This is a genomic window from Microcoleus pseudofavosus SVA1_A4 (assembly GCF_036700565.1).
Classification (GTDB): domain Bacteria; phylum Cyanobacteriota; class Cyanobacteriia; order Cyanobacteriales; family Microcoleaceae; genus Microcoleus.
On record NZ_JAUBPE010000056.1, the window covers coordinates 1 to 21742 of the forward strand.

Here is a 21742-nt window from a genome sequence, read left to right on the forward strand (position 1 = left end):
GTTGAGCAACAGCTTGCCTGAGCTTCAAAGGTGGCTACTTTTAGCTGCGCTCATTTTTTAGTCTAAACTACAGTAATCAAGAAACTCACCGAGATGTCTTGCAATGGCTGGAAATAACTTATATAATTGATAAACTCGGACAAAAACTCGAAGATTTTTCTGCCCTTTCCTTTGCAGAGTTCGTAGCAGAAATCAGAAAGCGAATGCCAAAAACTAAATCCTCCGATCCTCTCGGCGTTGCTGGACTAAAAGCAGTCCGCGAAACTTATAATGAATATGCACCGGCCATTCAATCTCGCAAAGCTGAGGCGTTGAGACTCGAACACCGTTTATCCGATTTAGTTAATCAAGCTTACGGATTGACACCGGAAGAAATAGATTTGATGTGGAAAACAGCACCTCCGCGAATGCCGATCGCCCGACAGATTTGATAGAATGTTAGAGCAGTATCACTGAGAATGAGTTTCTTATAAAAGGCGCTCTAATTTTTTGTATACTTCATCATCGTTACGCTTGCCAACTAGAATAACTTCTACCAAATCTTCATCTGGATTAAAGTTGTAAACAATCCGATACTCGCCACTATCTACCCGATAATAACCCGGATATCCTATTAATTGCTTGCTATCATTAGGTAAAGGATCGACATTCAGCGCTAACACTTTTTTAGCAATTTGAGCCGCTATTTTAGGTTGCAAACCCTTGAGAAAGTCGAGAACTGTTTGTAAACCATCAAGTTTCGCCATTTGCCAGTTGTTTTAATGTTTCTACAAAGGTTTGGGTACCCACCATTTGAGACTGACTCAGGGCCGATTTTGCTGCTTTGCCTAAAAGCATATCTTCTAATTCCATCAGTCTCTCTATCAATCGCTGATAGGCATCAGCCGACATAATTACGTGACTGGGCTGTGATTTATCAGTGAGTAAAACTGGCTCAACAGCAGCTTGGTTAAAGACTGTCCCCTGTGGATTGCAGGCTTCTGCGAGGGTGTAACTTTGCATGACAGATGTTATGAGTGTGGGTTATGTCTATTTTAGGCAAAATCGGCAGGGATTGGGAGGTCGATCGATCGCCAATGTGACGTTTAGCCAACAGCAAATTCGGTGGAGATTAAAAAAAGGAGCAACTCGCGTTGCTCCTCATCTATTAGATATCTCCAAAAAACGTAGTCTTGAACAGGCAAGATGCCTGTTCCACAGTAATTATTGGAGATGTCTATTTAACCAACCAACCAACTGCAAAATTACGCTTCCACAGCAATCTTTTGTTCCGAAGCCTCCGGCGAATTCGCTTCACTTGGCGGCACAACTTGCCAGAACTTAGGCAAATATTCAGCCCAATTTGCTAAAATCTTCTCAGCTTTCTTGCTACCAGTTCGATCGCGCTGAGCCTCAATCAACTCCTTCAATTGCGCCTCACCAGCCGCCGTACAAACCCGCTGCATCTTCACAATCTCCCCGTTGACGTGAGCCGGGAAACTGCCATCTTCATCGAGGAAATAAGCCAAGCCGCCAGTCATTCCAGCGCCGACGTTGCGACCGACTTTTCCCAACACGACGATCGCGCCGCCAGTCATGTACTCGCAGCAGTGATCGCCCGCACCCTCGATCACAGCTTTCGCCATCGAGTTACGCACCGCAAACCGTTCGCCAGCTTTACCCGCAGCCAACAGAGTTCCCCCCGTCGCACCGTACAAACAAGTGTTACCGACGATCGCATTTTCGGAAGCATCGTAAGTCGCACCAGCCGGCGGTGCGATCGCGATTTCGCCGCCGTGCATTCCTTTACCAACGTAGTCATTGGCTTGGCCTGACAGTACCAGCGTCATCCCCGGCAGATTGAACGCGCCGAAGCTTTGGCCCGCGCTACCAGTGCAATTGAGGGTGATTTGACCGCTAAAGCCCGTGTTGCCGTGTTGCTGTGCGATCGCACCACTGATTCTTGCTCCCACAGTGCGATCGGTATTCACCAATTTTACACTCTTGCTAACAGTGCCGTGATTGGCGATCGCACTTTGAATCTCCGCATCCGCCAGCAAATCGTCATCCAAAACCGGGCCGTTGCTGTGGACGGGTTCGTGTACCAAGAAAGATCGATCGCTCTTAGTATCCGGTAACTTGGTCAAACAATCCAAATTAATCGCTTGAGTTTTAGTTAGTTTCACCCCATCGCGCATTTTCAACAAATCCGCGCGGCCGATGATATCTGCGATCGACTTATAACCCAATTTCGCCAGCAAACTCCGCACTTCTTGTGCTACGAAATAGAAGAAATTAACCACGTGTTCCGGCGTTCCGGGGAACCGTTTCCGCAAGTGTTCTTGCTGAGTTGTCACGCCCACCGGACAACTATTCATGTGGCAAACGCGAGCCATAATGCAGCCTTCTGCAATCATTGCCACCGTGCCGAAACCGTACTCTTCGCCGCCCATCAAAGCGCCTACAATCACGTCCCAGCCGCTTTTAAAGCCACCGTCAACGCGCAGTAAAACTCGATCGCGCAATTTATTTTCCATCAGCACCCGGTGAACTTCAGTCAATCCGAGTTCCCACGGAGAACCTGCGTGCTTGATCGAACTCAAAGGAGAAGCACCGGTGCCGCCATCGTGACCGGAAATTTGAATCACATCAGCATTTGCCTTGGCTACACCAGCGGCTACAGTCCCGATGCCGACTTCCGACACCAACTTCACCGAAACTCCTGCTTTCGGATTGATTTGGTGCAAGTCAAAAATCAACTGCGCCAAATCCTCGATCGAATAAATATCGTGGTGAGGAGGAGGCGAAATCAGCGTAACACCCGGTTTCGATCGGCGCAAATAAGCAATATACTCGCTCACTTTCGCCCCTGGCAATTGACCGCCTTCACCCGGTTTCGCACCTTGTGCGATTTTAATTTCGATTTGTTGGGCGTTCATCAGGTACTCAGGAGTCACGCCGAAACGTCCCGAAGCTACCTGTTTGATGGATGAAGAAGCTGTATCGCCGTTCTGCAAACCTTTCAAGTGAGGTAGCGTTTGTGAGAAACCGGCCGCGCTCACATCGTTTAGCACTTTGTAGCGCACCGGGTCTTCGCCGCCTTCGCCGGAGTTGGATTTGCCGCCGATGCGGTTCATCGCAATCGCGAGAGTTTCGTGGGCTTCTGGGGACAAAGCGCCGAGGGACATTCCACCTGTGGCGAAACGTTTGACAACATCTGCTACAGATTCAACTTCTTCGATGGGGATGGCAGGGCGATCGCTCACAAAATCCAGCAAATCCCGCAAAGCCGTTACCGGGCGATTTTCGAGCAGTTGCTTGTAAACCTCGTAGTGATCGTAAGCACTTTCAGAATTTTTGAGACCCATGGGTCTCATTTTTGGTTCGGCGGCACTTTCAGAATTTTTGAGACCCATGGGTCTCATTTTTGGTTCGGCCCCATTGCCATTACCGTTAGTTTGAGCCTTAAAAGTAGTCACAGCCTTGTGCAAAGCCTTCGCCATTTCCGGGCTGTTCATGTGATATTCACCGCCCCGGCGGTACTGCACAAAGCCGTAATTTTCCAGCTTTTTGAGGTGCAATTCTGGGAAAGCCTGACTGTGGAAAGACATTACCTCGTTAGCCAGTTCCGCCACACTCAAACCGCCGATGCGAGAAACAGTGCCTTTGAAGCCCAAATCGAGCAAATCGCCGCCAATGCCGATCGCCTCAAAGATTTGCCCTCCTTGATAGCTAGACAACAGCGAAATCCCCATTTTCGACATAATCTTCAGCAAGCCGTTTTCCACCGCTGTGCGGTATCTAGCTTGAGCTTGTGTGACGGTAATATTGGGCACTTTGCCGTGCTGCATCAAGTTTTGAGTTTTCGGATCGAACCACCACCCGCGCACGCTTTCCAAGGCTAGGTAAGGGCAAACAGATATCGCACCGTAACCGATCAAACAAGCAAAGTGGTGAGTGCTCCAACATTGGGCGGTATCGACAACTAGGGAAGTTTGCATCCGCAGCCCGACGCTAATTAAGTGGTGGTGAACCGCACCAACTGCCAGGAAGGGCGGAATGTAAGTACATTCTGCACTCAATCCAACAGCAGAAGATTGGCCTTCTTTCTTCAAAAGTCGATCGCTCAAAATCAGAATTCTCGAACCCTCGCGCACCGCTATCGCCGCCTCTTGACAAAGTTGCTCGACTGCGGTTTTCAAACCAGAAGGCCCGGCTGCAATTTTGTAAAGCGTTGACAATTCGGTAGCTGGGAAAGACTTTTGCTCTTTCAAGAAAGACAGTTCAGCGTCATTGAGTACGGGGGAATCAATTTTTAGCAGCTTGGCATTTTCCGGCACTGCTTGCAGTAAATTGCCCCGCAGCCCCATATTCATCGTCAGCGACATCACCATCCCCTCGCGCAGGGGGTCGATCGGCGGATTTGTCACTTGAGCGAACCGCTGTTTGAAATAGTTGTACAGCAACTGAGGCTTTTCTGACAACACAGCTAAGGGAACGTCATCGCCCATGCAGAAAGTCGGTTCTTTCCCAGAACTCGCCATCTCGACGATCACCATGTCCAAATCTTCTGCTGTGTAGCCGAAAGCAGTTTGGGTTGCCAACAGGGTTTGCGAGTCGAGGGTTGCTGTTTCGGCAAAAGGCTGCGGCTGCAAGATTTCGCGGTTTTGTTTCAGCCATTCGCCGTAGGGATGCCGCTTAGCAATTCGCTGTTTGAGTTGCCAATTTTTGAGAATTTCCTTGGTTTGCAGGTCAACTGCAATCATTTGTCCGGGCCCCAAACGGCCTTTTTCGACAATATCTGCTTCGGGAATATCGACAACTCCGGCTTCGGAAGCCACAATTACCAAACCGTCTTTAGTAATGCAGTAGCGGGCCGGGCGCAAACCGTTGCGATCGAGCGTAGCACCTACTTGTTTCCCGTCGCTGAACACCAGCAGTGCAGGACCGTCCCAAGGTTCTTGAATGCCGCTGTAATATTCGTAAAAATCGACAATTTCTGGATAGGGAGCTAAATCCGGCTGATTTTTGTAGGCTTCGGGCACCATAATTGTCAGGGATTCTAGGGGGGTGCGGCCCGAGTGCACCAACAACTCCATCACGTTGTCCAAGTTTGCCGAATCGCTGCTTTCGGATTTGACAATTGGGTTGAACGTGTCGATGTCCGCTTGACTCCAATTCGGGTGAGATAAATTGGCTTGCCGCGCCTTCATCCAGGTAATATTGCCCAACAGCGTGTTAATTTCGCCGTTGTGTCCCAGCAAGCGCATGGGCTGGGCTAAGTGCCAGCGGGGCATGGTGTTGGTGCTGAAGCGCCGGTGATAGACGGCAAAGGAGCTTTTATAAGCGGGATTTTTCAGGTCTTGGTAAAATTCTGCCAGTACGGCCGATCGCACCATGCCTTTATAGACGATCGTGCGGCAAGAGAAAGAGCAAGTATAAAATTCTCGGCGGGTGAAGTTGGGGCGATTTGACAGGGCGTGTCCGATCGTGCGGCGGGCCAGAAATAGCTGTCTTTCGAGTTCGTCTCCGGCTAATTGCGGTGAACTGACAATTACTTGTTCGATTTGAGGTTGATGTTCTAGCGCTTGCTCGCCCAAAACGGACGGTACAATGGGAACTTTGCGCCATCCCAAAAGTTTCAGCCCGCGATCGGCCAGAACTTGCTCAACCACCTGCCGCGCTATAGTCGCTTGAAATTTATCTTGAGACAGGAACAGCATTCCCACGCCGCAGTTTTCCCGCGCGGGAGGCACAATTCCCTGTTCGGCAAACCAAGCATCCAGCAATTCCCAAGGAATCGCGGTCATCAAACCCGCACCGTCGCCGGAATCTCGATCGGCGCTGCAACCGCCGCGATGTTCCAGACAAGTTAAAGCTGGCAGCGCTTTCTCAATAATCGAGTGCGTAGCTTCGCCGCTTTGGTTGGCAATAAACCCCACACCGCAGGCATCTCTTTCTTCCACTAACCAGCTTTGGCCGGCATAGGGAGTTCCTCGCTCAGTCTGATGCACGTTTCTGTTTGGATCGATCGTGTTACCCATGTTGATTGAATGTTATTTCCGTGATTGTGTGGTTGATGCGTTTTTATAGCTCGGAGAGAGAAAACTGCCGAGCGGTGGGAGCCTAGTAAACTTTAAAACAGCACATTGGAAGCTGATTTGATAAAAATTTACGTCGATGCTGCCTGTACTTAGCACTGAAACCCTGTTTGCAGATTTTAAATTATCTCGCTCGCATCGCTTCGGAGATGTCTCCTAGAATACCCTGCTGTTAAAAAGCAGTGATTCTTTGGGAAATCGCCGCCCTGCAAATGGATACTTTGCTGGCGATTCCCTACGGGATAGCTGCGCCGCGCGGGCTTTTTGTGTGTGTTTTTCCTGAGTCCGCAAGGGTAGCCTTGCAGCGAACACAGGTAGATAGTAAATCTAGCTTTATTTTGTTGGCTGCGCTGTTGAGTTGGTTTCGTCAGCGCCCGCAGACACAAAGCCCACCTGCCCGCTCAGTCGGTAGGTGCAATGTAGCAGCGCGGTTCACAACTCGTGAAACCTGTCTTATTGTGCAGTCAACTCTCGGGCCGCGAACATTAAGTGTATCAAGAAATTGATAAAATTTGACCGATTACAGTCAGAGTTTGCGCGCAAGTCTTGTAAGCGATCGTCCAGAACCCAGGCTAAGATGGCTTGCCGCAACAGGTTGACAGTTGTCCACAACCCTAATTTGTGTTTTTTGACCCACAAACGTTTGTAACTCATCAATGAAGGCTATTTCAAGGATTTACGACACATTGTGGAGTATCTGGTAGAGCCAGCGCAGCCTTTTTGAATCAATAATCTCAGTCCATTTAGGGCCGAGAGTGTCAAAAATCACCCCATAATTAGGCCACGCCTATTAATTAGGTTCTTAAGTTCCTCTTCCCTGAACTGCTGTCGTTCAATCGGCTAAAGCTGAGTCATTTTCTACTCAGTCTCAACTGCCGTATCAACAGCTCTTACATAAAATATTAAGTCTTGTTTTTCAAATAGCTCTTTCATAGTTTGACCTCCCAAATATGTTAAGAAAAATGTAATTCACTGAAGAACACGGCAGATAGAGCGACAATATTAGATACTAACTCTAAGAAGCTTCGGGCTTGACAAAAGTAGTAGGAATACGTAGGTATGACTGACATCACAAATCTTTTTCTAGGATATCACATTAACGAGCAAGTATACGCAGGCAATCGAACTCTAGTAGATCGCGGACTTCGGTGTTCAAATGGGCAGCCCGTCGCGATCGAACTGCTGCGAAATGACTTTCCCCGCTTCAACGAACTCGTTCACTTCCGCAACCAGTACATCATTGCTAAAAACTTAGAGATCCCTGGCAGTGTTAAGGCATACAGCCTGGAGACGTACCACAACCACTATGCTCTGGTGATGGAAGACTTTGGGGGAATTTCCTTAAGTAGCTACCTCGCTCGTTTAGCATCCGCTAGCAAGGAACCCCTAGAAGGCTTGCCCGTTAACGAGTTTCTGCCCGTGGCGATTCAAATTGCCAACGCCCTTGACCTTGCCAGCAGTTGAGTGCTTCCCCGGGCAGCTCAATCAAGTGTTCGTGAATATCTTGGCAAACGCGATCGATGCGTTAGAATCATCGAACCAGGGACGCAGTTTTGCTGAGATTAAAGCCAATCCGAATCGCATCACAATTAGCACACAAAAAAAGAATCAGGAGTGGGTGACAATTGGCGTTGCTGACAATGGCCTCGGTATGACTCAAGAGGTAAAACAGCGCATCTTTAACCACTTATTTACCACCAAGATAGTCGGTAAAGGAACGGGATTGGGATTGGCGATCGCCCGCCAGATTGTAGTAGAAAAATATACGGGGAGAGCGAGGTCAACTCTGTACTCCATCAAGGAACTGAATTTGTAATCTTGTTGCCGGTGAAAGGGTGAGGTCGAAGTGCTATCACCGTTCAACCTCGCAAATCCAAGTCCAGATTAACTGTTAAAAATCAATATTGAAGATTAGGATAGTCCATAATGAATGCCACCGTAGGTTTAATCAATACCATTCCCGGCTACCGTCTGACGGAGCAACTCTACAGCGGTTCCAGAACCCTAGTTTATCGAGCCATCCGAGAAATAGACCAGTATCCAGTTGTCATCAAACTGCTCAAGCGAGACTATCCCAACTTCAGCGAACTGCTGCAATTTTGCAACCAATATGCCATTGCCAAAAATCTATGTTTGTCAGGAGTTGTTGAAGCCTACACTCTAGAATCCTACCGCAACAGCTATGCCCTAGTGATGGAGGATTTTGGTGGCATTTCTCTGCGACAGTACGCCCAAGAGCGATCGCTTTCGCTAGTAGAAATATTGGCGATGGCCATTCAAATAACTGACATTCTCAACGGACTCTACCGAAACCGAGTCATTCACAAAGACCTCAAACCTGCCAATATCCTGATTAATTCCAAAACCAAAAAAGTCAAGCTGATTGATTTCAGCATTTCGTCTTTGCTTCCTCGCGAAACCCATACCACTCAAAACCCAAACGGACTAGAAGGCACCCTAGCTTATCTCTCCCCAGAACAAACCGGGCGCATGAACCGGGGAATTGACTATCGCAGCGATTTCTATTCGCTCGGTGTCACCTTCTTTGAATTGCTCACCGGCCAACTACCCTTTCCATCCCACGATCTAATGGAATTGGTGCACTGTCATGTTGCCAAGCAACCGCCTACCGCCCACAGCGTGAATCCAAAGATCCCTTTGGTACTCTCAAATATCGTCAGCAAGTTAATGGCAAAGAATGCGGAAGACCGCTATCAAAATGTTCTTGGAATCAAACACGATCTAGAGCGATGTTGGCAACAATTACAAGACGGACAAATCGAACTATTTGAGTTGGGAATGCGGGATGTTTGCGATCGCTTTCTCATCTCAGAAAAGCTCTACGGCCGGCAAACGGAAGTAGAAATCCTGCTCAATGCTTTCAATCGCGTCAGTGAAGGAAGCAGCGAAATAATGCTCGTTGCCGGGTTTTCCGGGATTGGAAAAACGGCTGTAGTCAACGAAGTGCACAAACCTATTGTCCGGCAGCGCGGCTATTTCATCAAAGGAAAATTTGACCAGTTCAACCGCAACATTCCCTTCGCTGCCTTTGTCCAAGCATTTCGCGACTTAATGGGACAACTGTTGAGCGAGACAGACGAACACTTGGAGCGATGGAAAGCCCAAATTCTCTCAGCACTGGGAGGAAACGGACAAGTCATTATTCAAGTCATCCCCGAACTCGAACGGATTATCGGTCAACAGCCACCTGTTTCGGAACAGGTTGGGAATGCCAGTCAAAATCGCTTCAACTTGTGGTTCCCGAAGTTTATTCAGGTATTTACCACCCAAGACCATCCGCTAGTAATTTTTCTCGATGACTTGCAGTGGGCAGATTCGGCATCGCTCAAGTTGATGCACCTGTTAATGAGCGACACTCACGCTGGCTACCTCCTGTTAATTGGCGCTTACCGGGATAACGAGGTTTCTCCTGCTCATCCACTAATGCTGACGCTAGATGAAGTTCGCAGCAGCGGTGCCCTAGTCAACACCATTACTCTAAAACCCCTGCTCCAAAATGACCTCAACCACCTGGTTGCAGACACCCTGAGTTGTTCGCAAGAGATTGCTGCACCTCTGACAGAATTGGTGTACCAAAAAACTCAAGGTAATCCCTTCTTTGCCACCCAATTTCTCAAAGCGCTACATGAAGAGGGAGGGATTACATTCAACACTGAGATTGGTTACTGGCAGTGTGACATTGCTCAAATTCGCTCGCTGGCGTTAACGGATGATGTGGTTGAGTTTATGGCACTTCAGTTGCAGAAGTTGCCTGCACCGGCTCGCGAGGTACTGAAACTTGCCGCCTGCATTGGCAACGAGTTTGACTTAGCAACCCTGGCGATCGTTCGCGAAAAATCTCAGGTCGAGACTGCTTCAGAGCTATGGAAAGCATTACAAGAGGGATTGGTTTTACCCACAAGTGAGGTTTATAAGTTTTTTCAGGAAGAGTCTCAATTGAGGGAAGAAAATCCCTCTAGCTCGGAACTTCTGGAGTCTGACTCGTGTTCTTACAAATTCTTGCACGATCGCGTCCAACAAGCTGCTTATTCCCTGATTCCAGACGAGCAAAAACAAATCGCTCACTTAAAAATTGGGCAACTGTTACTAACTCATACATCGGTTGCCGAAAAAGAAGAAAAACTGTTTGAGATAGTTAACCAACTAAATATCGGCAAATCCCTGATCGTCCATCCATCGGAGCAAATAGAACTCGCCCAACTCAATCTAAAAGCCGGACAAAAAGCTAGAGCCGCAACTGCCTATACAGCCGCATTTGAGTATTGCACGACAGGCATCGCCTTGTTAGCTGAAGATAGCTGGCAAACCCAGTACGAAATAACCCTAGCCCTCTACGAAGCTGCCACTGAAGCGGCTTACCTGAGCGGCAACTTCGAGCAGATGAAACAATTGGCGGCAATCATTGCAGAACACTCTAGAACTCTGTTGGATACGATTAAGGTCTATGAAATTCAAATTCAAGCTGCTCAAGCCCAACATCAATTTATAGAGGCAGTGCAGATTGCCGTGAAGATTGTGGAGCGTCTAGGAACCAGTCTTCCAGAGCAACCCAGTCAATTAGATATTGTAAAGGCATTCGAGGCGACTAAATCCATCTTGGCTGGAAGAAAACCTCTGGACTTAATGACTCTGCCACAGATGAGAGATCCTAACAAGTTAGCAGTTGTACGGATTCTTGCCGCTGTTTCTGCTGCTGCCTTTGTTGCCACTCCAGCGCTGTTACCGTTTATTGTGCTCGAACAGGTCAATTTATCTGTTCAATATGGCAATACTTCATTTTCTGCAATTGGTTATGCCTACTATGGACTGATACTTTGTGGCATGACAGGAGAGATTGATTTTGGCTATCAGTGTGCAAAACTAGCACTGAAGTTGCTCGAACATTTCAATGCCAAAGAACTGAAATCCCGAGTCTATGTCGGAATTTACTGTAGCGTGTGGCATTGGAAAGAGCCGCTCAAGAACAGCTTAGCGTTTCTCCGGGAAGGCTATGAAGTTGGATTGGAAACTGGAGATTTAGAATCGGCTGCCATTTGCGGATTTATTTACATCTCATACTGTTGGTTTATCGGTCGAGAACTAAGCGATCTCAGCCAAGAGAGCGCTGCTTTCCGAGAGCAACTCAGACTCCTCAACCAAGAAGGGCTTACCAGTCATTTGACGGTTTTTCAGCAAGCAATTTTGAATCTGGTAGGCGGTTCTGCCGAACCTTGGCAACTGACTGGAGATGCCTTCGATCGCGAGGAAATCGTGCCAGCCTTGAAGCGATCGGGCGATCTAACTGCGCTGTACTATTTCTATGCCAGCCAACTGAATCTGTGTTACCTGTTTGGCAAGTTTGAGTTGGCGGTGGAAGCAGCAATTGCCGCCGAAAATTATATAGGTGGGGCTACAGGCTTATTCATCGTTCCGCTCTGCTACACTTATGATTCTCTAGCCCATCTAGCAATTTATGTTCGGGTTTCCAAGACACAACAGCAATGCATTCTCGATCGGGTGGCTAAAAACCAAGAAAAAATCAAAAATTGGGCTGACCACGATCCAGCCAATTACCTGCACAAATTTTATTTAGTTGAAGCCGAACGATACCGAGTTTTAGGTCACAAATCAGAGGCGATAGAATTTTACGATCGCGCGATCGCGGGAGCGACAGAAAACGAATATCTCCAAGAAGTTGCCCTAGCAAATGAATTAGCAGCCAAATTCTGTTTAGAGTGGGGAAAACCCCGCATTGCTAGAGACTACATGCACGATGCTTACTATAGCTACGCCCACTGGGGAGCCGCAGCTAAGGTGAGGGAGCTAGAGCAATCCTATCCTGAACTCTTAGCATTAATTTTGCAATCGGATGAATTACAGCTCGCATCAGAAATAATGCTCCATGAAAGGAATACCTTTACATCTCATACGATTAACAGATCGTCCACTTCTAGCAGCCGTAACATATCTGCTGTATTAGATATAGAAACTGTTCTCAAAGCTTCCCAAACCCTCTCTAGCGAAATTCATCTAGAGCGATTACTCTCGACGCTGCTGCAAGTGGTAATTGAAAATGCCGGCGCTGACAAATCTGCCTTGTTATTGCTCAAAGGGAACAGATTAATCGTTGAAGCAACTAGCACAGTCGTTTGCTGCTCAACTGTGCTGCTATCAATTCCGCTTGAGGAAAGTCAGGAGCTTCCCATTACGCTAATCCAGAGGGTTAAACGCACCTTACAACCGTTAGTGATTAGTCATGCAATAACTCATTCTTCGCTGATGGCAGATCCTTACATCATCCGCCAGCACCCCAAAAGCCTGCTGTGTGCGCCGATTCTCCATCAGGGAAAACTGCTAGGCGTACTGTATCTGGAGAACAACCTTGCTATCGGCGCTTTTACAAGCGATCGCGTTGAAATCCTCAATCTCCTCTGTACCCAAGCAGCAATTTCCTTACAGAACGCCCGACTGTATCAACAATCCCAGGAATATGCCCAAAAACTAGAGCTTTATCTTCACGATCTCAAACAGATGCAGTTGCAATTGGTGCAGGGTGAGAAGATGTCTGCTCTCGGCAATCTGGTGGCAGGGGTAGCCCATGAAATTAACAATCCCGTAGGCTTTATCGCCGGCAATTTGCAGCCGGCTCAAGACTACGTGGGGGATTTATTCCACTTGATTGACCTGTATCAAGAAAAATTTCCCGATCCGGGAGTAGAAATAGAAGCAGAAATTGAGGATATAGACTTGGAGTATTTGCGAGAAGATTTACCGAAATTGATTGGCTCAATGAACGAGGGAGTCGATCGCATCCGCAATATCAGTACGAGTTTGAGAACGTTTTCCAGGGCAGATAGCGATCGACCAGTTTCTTTTAATATTCACGACGGACTCGAAAGCACTCTGCTGATTCTCAAGCACCGTTTAAAAGCCAGCGAGTTTCGCCCTGCCATTGAAGTTGTGAAAGAGTATGGTAACTTGCCCCTAGTAAAATGCTTTCCCGGACAGTTGAACCAAGTATTTATGAACGTACTGGCCAATGCCATTGACGCTTTGGAGGAGTCAAATCAGGGGCGCAGTTTTAGTGAAATTAAAGCCTTACCCAACCAAATCACGGTTCAAACTGCTCTGAGCGAATCCAACAATCAGGTTGTGATTCGCATAAAGGATAATGGAGTGGGGATGTCGAACGAAGTCAAGGAAAACATCTTTAACCACTTATTCACAACTAAGTCTGTGGGTCAAGGAACCGGATTGGGATTGTCTATAGCCCGCCAAATTGTGGTGGAAAAACATGGAGGTACGTTACTCGTGAATTCCTGCCTGGGGCAGGGTTCGGAGTTTGTGATTTCTATTCCGGGGTGAGCAGTTGGTAGTATATCTTTAGGGCAATTAGCGCAATTAGCGCCACCTCGCAACTACAAGATTAGCTGACAGCAGTTCCTCTGCCATGAACTGCTGTCGTTCAATCAGGGTTCCCGGAGTCATTTTCTACTTAGTTTCAACTGAAGTATCAACATCTCTTACCTAAAATATTAAGTCGGGTTTTTAAGATCGCTCTTTCATAGTTTGAGATTCAAAATATGTTAAGAAAAATGTAATTAATTAATAGCACGGCAGATAGAGCGACAATATTAGATATTAACTCTCAGAAGCTTTAGGCTTGACAGAAGCAGTAGGAATACGTAGATATGATTAAGATCGCAAATTTTTTCCTAGGATATCACATTAACGAGCAAATATACGCAGGCAATCGAACTCTAGTTTATCGCGGCATTCGCACGGAAAATGGGCAGCCCGTCGCGATCAAACTGCTGCGAAATGACTTTCCCAGCTTCAACGAACTCGTTCATTTCCGCAACCAGTACGTTATTGCTAAAAACTTAGATATCCCCGGCAATGTTAAGGCCTACAGCCTGGAGAGGTACCAGAACCGCTATGCTCTGGTGATGGAAGACTTTGGCGGAATTTCCTTAAGTAGCTACCTCTCAAGTATTGCATCCGCTAGCAACGAACCCCTAGAAGGCTTGCCCGTTAACGAATTTCTGCCCGTGGCGATTCAAATTGCCAACGCCCTTGACGGACTTCATCGCCACCGAGTCATCCATAAAGACCTCAAGCCCGCCAACATTCTGATTAACCCGGTCAGCAAAGAAGTCAAGCTGATTGATTTGAGCATCGCTTCCATGCTGCCTCGCGAAACCCAAGAAATTCAAAATCCCAACGTCCTCGAAGGCACTTTACCCTACATATCTCCAGAACAAACTGGGCGAATGAACCGAGGCATTGATTACCGCACAGATTTCTACTCGCTAGGAGTAACATTCTACGAATTACTAACAGGAAAGTTACCGTTTCAAACAGACGATCCAATGGATTTGGTACACTGCCACCTTGCCAAACAGCCACTGGCAGCCTCAATTGTCAACCACAGCGTTCCATTGGTGCTGTCTCTTATTGTCAGCAAACTGATGGCGAAGAATGCTGAAGACCGCTATCAAAGTGCCCTAGGACTCAAGTTTGATTTGGAAACTTGTTTGCACCAGTGGCAAGAGACAGGGGCGCTGACTAACTTTACAATAGGGGAGCGAGATTTGTGCGATCGCTTCATCATCCCCGAAAAATTATACGGTAGAGAAAGCGAAGTATTCTCTCTGCTATCCGCCTTCGAGCGCGTTAGTGCAGGAAGCGCCGAAATGATTCTGGTGGCTGGTTTCTCCGGCATTGGCAAAACCGCTGTCGTCAACGAAGTTCACAAACCAATTGTCAGACAGCGAGGCTACTTTATTAAAGGCAAATTCGACCAATTCCAGCGCAACCTACCCTTTAGTGCATTTGTCCAAGCTTTTCGCGATTTAATGGGACAATTGCTATCGGAAACCGATGCCAAAGTTGAACAATGCAGGTTAGAAATTTTGGCAGCTTTGGGCGATAGCGCTGGGGTAATCGTTGAAGTCATTCCCGAACTGGAACGTATTATCGGACAGCAACCGCCAGTTCCAGAACTTTCGGGCAGTGCCGCTCAAAATCGATTTAATTTGTTGTTGGAAAAATTCATTCAAGTCTTCACAACAAAAGAACATCCTTTAGTGATTTTCTTGGACGACTTGCAATGGGCAGACTCAGCATCATTGAAGTTGATGCAACTGCTGATGAGTGCTACCGATAACTGCTATCTCTTATTAATAGGAGCTTATCGGGATAACGAAGTATTTCCAGCGCATCCATTGATGCTGACCTTAGCAGAGATTCAAAAAACCGCAGCCAAGGTGAATACTATTACCTTAGCTCCCCTCGATCGAGCCGACGTAAATAGTTTAGTGGCCGATACTCTAGCTTGTTCTACAGCGTTGGCTCTGCCTTTGACAGAACTCGTTTATCAGAAAACGCAAGGCAATCCATTTTTTAGCACACAATTCCTCAAATCTTTGCATGAAGATGGGCTAATTGAATTTAATTTTGTAGCTCGGTATTGGCAGTGCGATATTTCTAGAGTGCGAAGCTTGGCACTAACGGATGATGTAGTAGAATTCATGGCACTTCAGTTGCGAAAGTTGCCAACCAGGACACAGGAAATTTTAAAGTTAGCTGCTTGTATTGGCAATCAGTTCGATTTGGGGACGTTAGCAATTGTTGATGAAAATTCGCCAGTAGAAACCGCAACAGCTCTATGGAAGGCACTACAAGAAGGGCTAATTTTACCCATTAGTGAAATTTACAAGTTTTATCAAGCAGAAGGGAATAGCGAATTAGTAATTGGGAACGGTCAGGAATTTGACCAATTATCAATTACCCACGACCAATTACCCAAATACAAGTTTTTACACGATCGCGTCCAACAAGCTGCCTATTCCCTGATTCCTGATGACCAAAAACAGGCGACTCATTACCAAATCGGACAACTGCTGCTGCAACAGATTTCCACACAAGCAAGAGAAGACCGTATTTTTGAAATCGTCAATCAATTAAATCACGGAACTGTTTTAATTACCCAACCAACAGAACGAGAAGAATTAGCTCAACTCAATTTAATTGCCTGTCGCAAAGCTAAAACTTCAACCGCCTATCAAGCAGCGCGTGAATATGCGACAGTGGGATTGTCATTTTTGGAAGAAAATACTTGGCAGCAGCAGTATGAAATGACCCTCGCCTTATATGAATTAGCTGCGGAAGTGGCACTGCTAAACGGTAACTTTGAGGCGATGGAACAGTTCATTGATATTGTCATTCAACAGGCACACTCCTTACCTGAAAAAGTCAATGTTTACTGCATCAGAATTCAATCTCATATTTCCCAAAGTAAACTGACATCAGCGATCGCGATCGGCCAACAAGTCTTACAACAGCTTGGTATAACCTTTCCTGAAACACCGACACCATCAGATATTCAACAGGAAATCCAACAGATTGAGGAACTCATTGGAGATCGGGAAATCGCTGATTTGGTTAACTTGCCTGAGATGAGGGATGTGAAAAAACTCAGTGCTATTAAGATTGCCAATATCATCAGCCCAGCAGCTTACCTCACTGGCTCTGCGCTGTTCCCATTGCTGAATACTTTGTCGGTTAAACTTTCCATTCAGTACGGTAACACATCGATTTCTGCTTTCGGCTATGCGAACTATGGCAATATTCTCTGCAATTTCTTCCAAGTCGTGGATACAGGAACACAGTTTGGTTCCCTGGCACTCCAGATTATTTCAAAACTCGATGCCAAAGCAAGTAAAACAGATGTTTTGATGCTCTTGGGGTTATTTGTTGTACACCGCAACTCTCACATTCAAGAAACACTGCCCCTCTTGCAAGAAGGTTACACCAGTGCCATAGAATTTGGGAACTTGGTACTTGCTGGGTACAATGGCCACAGTTTTTGTCTCAATTCTTTTTGGAGCAGTCAACCCCTAGCTACCTTGGAGCAGGATATTTGCGCTTACTGCCATAGTTTGACCCAATTAAATCAATTAACAACCGCAAATTATTGCCGGATCTATTGGCAACCTGTTTTAAATCTGCTAGGTGTTGCAGAACATACTACCCTTTTGTCTGGGAAAGCGCTTGAAGAAACAGAATTTCTCCAGCAGCTACAGTCTGCCAAAGATGGATATGGATTGTATATTTTTCATTTGTATAAACTAATGCTTTGTTTCTTGTTTGGAGAAATTGAGCCAGCGAAAAATCATGCTATTGAAGTCAGGCGCTATTTTATGGCTGGTGCGGGATTAGTCACCGAACCAGTATTTTATCTTTATGATTCTCTGCTAACTTTGGCACAATTAAATCCACAGTTAGATGAAACATCAGAAGCATTGCAGGGTGTAACAGAAAACAAAACCAAGTTACACCAATGGGCGGATCATGCACCAATGAATTATCAACATAAGGTTGATTTGGTAGCGGCAGAAAAATGTCGAGTGTTAGGACAAAAAGTAGAAGCCAGTGAGTTTTATGACAAGGCTATTTCTCTTGCCAAAGCCAACGAATATATCCAAGAAGAAGCCTTAGCCAACGAACTCGCAGCTAAATTCTACCTCGACTGGGGCAGACAGCGCATTGCTGGGGATTACATGATTGAAGCTTACTATGGCTATGCTCGTTGGGGTGCAAAAGCCAAAGTCGCTGACTTAGAAGCTCGCTATCCTCAACTACTTACACCTATATTAGACCAAACCCGTTCTCCTTTTTCCACTCACGAAACTCTGTTCACATTGGGTAGTGTCACCTCCACCAGTTCGGCCATATCCAGTAGTAATGTTTCTGTGGCTTTAGATTTAGCTACTATTCTCAAAGCTTCTCATACTATTTCCGCTGAAATCGAACTGGAAAATCTACTTTCATCGTTGATGAAGATCGTCATCGAAAATGCGGGGGCTGATAAATGCGTGTTAATGCTCTTGCGAGACTCGCGCCTGTTAATCAAAGGGTCAATTACCACAGGTTCAAAGCCAGTTGTCTTGCAGCGTATTCCCATTGAAGATAGCCAGGACATTCCCCACAGACTGATTTACAAAGTCAAGCATGACAAGCAAACTGCTGTAATAGTTGATGCAAGTGCCGATGCGAGCTTAGCCAATGACCCCTATATCATCCGTCAGCAGCCCAAAAGTATCTTGTGTAGCCCGATTTTGCATCAAGGGAAGTTGATGGGCATTTTATATCTAGAAAATAATCTAGCAACGGGAGTATTTACGAGCGATCGCGTCGCCCTCCTCAACATCCTCTGCTCCCAAGCTGCCATCTCGCTGGAAAACGCCCGCTTGTATCAGCAATCTCAACAGCTTTATCAACAATCTCAGGATTATGCCCAAAAACTAGAGTCCTCTATCCACAATCTCCAACAGATGCAACTGCAATTGGTGCAGGGTGAGAAGATGTCTGCTCTGGGAAATTTAGTCGCAGGGGTAGCCCATGAAATTAACAATCCCGTAGGCTTTATCGCCGGCAATTTGCAGCCGGCTCAAGACTACGTGGGGGATTTATTCCACTTGATTGACCTGTATCAAGAAAAATTTCCCGATCCGGGAGTAGAAATAGAAGCAGAAATTGAGGATATAGACTTGGAGTATTTGCGAGAAGATTTACCGAAATTGATTGGCTCAATGAACGAGGGAGTCGATCGCATCCGCAATATCAGTACGAGTTTGAGAACGTTTTCCAGGGCAGATAGCGATCGACCAGTTTCTTTTAATATTCACGACGGACTCGAAAGCACTCTGCTGATTCTCAAGCACCGTTTAAAAGCCAGCGAGTTTCGCCCTGCCATTGAAGTTGTGAAAGAGTATGGTAACTTGCCCCTAGTAAAATGCTTTCCCGGACAGTTGAACCAAGTATTTATGAACGTACTGGCCAATGCCATTGACGCTTTGGAGGAGTCAAATCAGGGGCGCAGTTTTAGTGAAATTAAAGCCTTACCCAACCAAATCACGGTTCAAACTGCTATGAGCGAATCCAACAATCAGGTTTTGATTCGCATTAAGGATAATGGAGTGGGGATGTCGAACGAAGTCAAGGAAAACATCTTTAACCACTTATTCACAACCAAGCCTGTGGGTCAAGGAACCGGATTAGGATTGTCAATTGCTAACCAAATTGTGGTGGAAAAACATGGAGGTACGTTACTCGTGAATTCCTGCCTGGGGCAGGGTTCGGAATTTGTGATTTCTATTCCGGGGTGAGCAGTTCGTGCTAGGCTTTAGCGCAATTAGCGCCGTTTAGTAAGTAGGAACATACGGATATTCCGGGTTTCTAGATACCCATGCGTTTAGGAATGAAATTGTGAGTTGTAAGCTGTGAAATGTAATTTGTCCTGTTGGCGTTCAATATTGTCAGTCTCGATTTCGCCCGTACTGGCGATCGCCCTTTCCTCAGTCTGGAATTCAGCCGTTGGAGCCCAATCGGGGGAGAGGGCTGGGCTGATTCATGCTTCCACAGCCCGCCAGGGAATGAATTCCCTGGCTGATAGCGAAAGTCGGTTAAAACTCACATCTTGCACCATTCTCAAGAACGGGCAAGATGCCCGTTCCACAAAGAGTAGATTTTCTTGTGGAACAGGCATCTTGCCTGTTCCTAAAAGGCTAATTGAGAATGGTGCAAGATATAAGTTAAAACCGACTCCAATGCCAACCCACAGTCCTCTTCAGAGGACTTCGGCTATGAGACAGGGGTTTCAACCCCTGTCGGACTATAGGTTTTTGGCTCAATCTGTACCGCCATCTTCGAGAATTAGACAAGGCCGCCAAGTGTCTCTAAACGGCCGCATTCTCCCCCTAGCTTGGACTCAGCAGCCGGCAAGCAGCACTTCTGCGAACATCCGAACCTGGATTGCCGACGTTGGCTTAATGCAATCTGCCGGAGTGGATTTGCTCAACACTGCCGACAGTACCAAACAGCCCGTACAGTGGTTTGACCTATCTCTAACCGAGACTCAAAGTATAGCAGCGCGATCGACAGGCCTGTATCGTTACTTAGATGTCACAGATTTTGCCAGACTTGCGGGTTGGCAGATATCTACCGAGGGAAATACTTTGAGAATCACATCTCCCGCGGCAAGTGTTACCGGAATTCGGCAAGCCGAGAGAGAATGGGGCGATCGCATCGTCGTGGATCTCGATCGCAGCGCCCCGTGGCAAGTTAACTTTGTCGATACACCGAGCCCGTCTCCCACACCCGCACCGAGAGACACCCCCGACGACCCCACAAAGCCCGCTATTCCCCAAGCTACAACTCCCACGCCCGGAAACGAAAAAACACCAGACGACCCCACCAAACCCAGCCTACCGCTACCGTTAGCGCCCTCCGCAGCAATAAGCGGTCAAGAATGGTCGATCGTCCTCGATGCCAAAGTGGCTCCCGCCTTACTTCAGCGCACTTTTGCAACCAGCAAACAATTGCTATCACTAAAAGTCGAACCTGCTGGCGCTCAAACCAAAGTCAAAGTGACGATTCCTTTAGGTTGGCGGCCGCAAGTTTTCAGCCTCGGCAATCCCAATCGATTAGTAATCGACATTCGACCCGATTCCTTAGTAGAAAAAAACATTATTTGGGCACAGGGAGTAAGGTGGCGACAACAGTATCAAAATTTAGGAACTGCGCGTTTTCCAGTAGTTTGGTTAGAAGTTAATCCTCGTCAATCCGGTGTGAAAATTCGACCAATTCTCAGCAATCCGCCGACAGAGAAAGGCACTGCACCTCTATTGCAAACAGCGGAACTTTCGGGAGCGGCTGCGGCGATTAATGCGGGTTTTTTCAATCGAATTAATCGGTTAGCTTTAGGGGCGATTCGGCGGGACAATAAATGGCTTTCAGGGCCGATATTGAACCGGGGCGCGATCGGCTGGAACGATCGGGGCGAATTTGCGATCGCCCGTTTGACTTTGCAAGAAACTGTGATTACTCCGACGGGGAAACGTTTGCCTATTTCCCATCTCAATAGTGCCTACGTGCAATCGGGAATCGGCCGTTACAATTCCGATTGGGGAACAACTTATGTTCCGTTGTCTGACAATGAAATAGTTGTGACAGTTGCGGGCGATTCCCTACGGGATAGCTTCGCTTCACGAGTTGTCAGCCAATCCCCCGGAGGTGCGGCGGAAAAAACAGCTTTTCCCATTCCAGCTAACGGTTATATTTTGGCTTTGCGTTCCGATTTGTCGATCGCCCCTCAACTGAGATCGGGAACTTTATTGCGCGTAGAAACTAACACTATTCCTGCGGATTTCAACCGTTTTCCATACATTTTAGGCGGCGGGCCGGTGTTAGTTCAAAACAGTCGAGTTGTGCTGGATGCGAAGGCGGAAGGGTTTAGCGATGCTTACGTTAGACAGACAGCAATTAGAAGTGCGATCGGGCGAAATGCTGCGGGGAATTTGCTGATTGTAGCGGTGCACAATCGCGCGGGAGGGGCGGGGCCAAATTTCGCAGAACTGGCGCAGATATTGCAGCAAATGGGTGCTGTGGAGGCTTTAAATTTGGACGGGGGAAGTTCGACGAGTTTGTATTTGGGAGGTAGTTTGCTCGATCGACCTCCGTCAACTGCTGCGAGAGTTCATAATGCGATCGGTATTTTCATTCAACCATAAACTGTACCACCGAACAAACTCAAAAAACTCTTAGCCCCCCCTTAGCAAGGGGGGGTTGGGGGGGTTAAATAACCAAACCACCACCAA

Annotated in this window: 8 protein-coding genes and 1 pseudogene; 6 read left to right on the forward strand and 3 right to left on the reverse strand. The window is 47.0% G+C overall.

Annotation, left to right across the window (positions count from 1 at the left end):
- The first annotated feature begins 44 nt into the window (after positions 1 to 44).
- Entirely contained in the window at positions 45 to 431 is a 387-nt protein-coding gene (locus tag QUA02_RS21960) for a DUF8810 domain-containing protein (protein WP_510182597.1), read from the forward strand.
- Between the two features lie 36 nt (positions 432 to 467).
- Here the strand turns inward: QUA02_RS21960 and QUA02_RS21965 are convergent, their stop codons facing one another.
- From QUA02_RS21965 to QUA02_RS21975, 3 genes are all read right to left on the reverse strand, one after another.
- On the reverse strand, positions 468 to 746 hold the full coding sequence (locus QUA02_RS21965) for a type II toxin-antitoxin system RelE family toxin (protein ID WP_333030635.1): 279 nt from the start codon (positions 744 to 746) through the stop codon (positions 468 to 470).
- Positions 733 to 1002, reverse strand: coding sequence for a type II toxin-antitoxin system Phd/YefM family antitoxin (locus QUA02_RS21970; RefSeq protein ID WP_006631613.1), 270 nt, complete (start codon positions 1000 to 1002; stop codon positions 733 to 735). Before QUA02_RS21970 ends, QUA02_RS21965 begins: the two co-directional genes overlap by 14 nt.
- 242 nt (positions 1003 to 1244) lie before the next feature.
- Positions 1245 to 6023 carry a glutamate synthase-related protein gene (locus tag QUA02_RS21975; protein WP_333030637.1) on the reverse strand — a complete coding sequence of 1593 codons (4779 nt, stop codon included), beginning with the start codon at positions 6021 to 6023 and terminating at the stop codon, positions 1245 to 1247.
- Between the two features lie 1116 nt (positions 6024 to 7139).
- Between QUA02_RS21975 and QUA02_RS21980 the strand changes: the two genes are divergently transcribed.
- The 5 genes and pseudogenes from QUA02_RS21980 (at position 7140) to QUA02_RS22000 (ending at position 21655) form a co-directional block, all read left to right on the forward strand.
- Positions 7140 to 7544 carry a serine/threonine-protein kinase gene (locus QUA02_RS21980; RefSeq protein ID WP_333030638.1) on the forward strand — a complete coding sequence of 135 codons (405 nt, stop codon included), beginning with the start codon at positions 7140 to 7142 and terminating at the stop codon, positions 7542 to 7544.
- Positions 7531 to 7919: pseudogene (locus QUA02_RS21985) on the forward strand (sensor histidine kinase); the annotation flags it as partial. The gene QUA02_RS21980 and the pseudogene QUA02_RS21985, both read left to right, overlap by 14 nt.
- 87 nt (positions 7920 to 8006) lie before the next feature.
- Positions 8007 to 13445, forward strand: coding sequence for a trifunctional serine/threonine-protein kinase/ATP-binding protein/sensor histidine kinase (locus tag QUA02_RS21990; protein WP_333030640.1), 5439 nt, complete (start codon positions 8007 to 8009; stop codon positions 13443 to 13445).
- Between the two features lie 326 nt (positions 13446 to 13771).
- Positions 13772 to 19252, forward strand: coding sequence for a trifunctional serine/threonine-protein kinase/ATP-binding protein/sensor histidine kinase (locus QUA02_RS21995; protein ID WP_333030641.1), 5481 nt, complete (start codon positions 13772 to 13774; stop codon positions 19250 to 19252).
- A 147-nt stretch (positions 19253 to 19399) separates the two neighbouring features.
- A complete protein-coding gene (locus QUA02_RS22000) occupies positions 19400 to 21655 on the forward strand; it encodes a phosphodiester glycosidase family protein (RefSeq protein WP_333030643.1) in 2256 nt (751 codons plus the stop codon).
- Positions 21656 to 21742 lie beyond the last annotated feature (87 nt).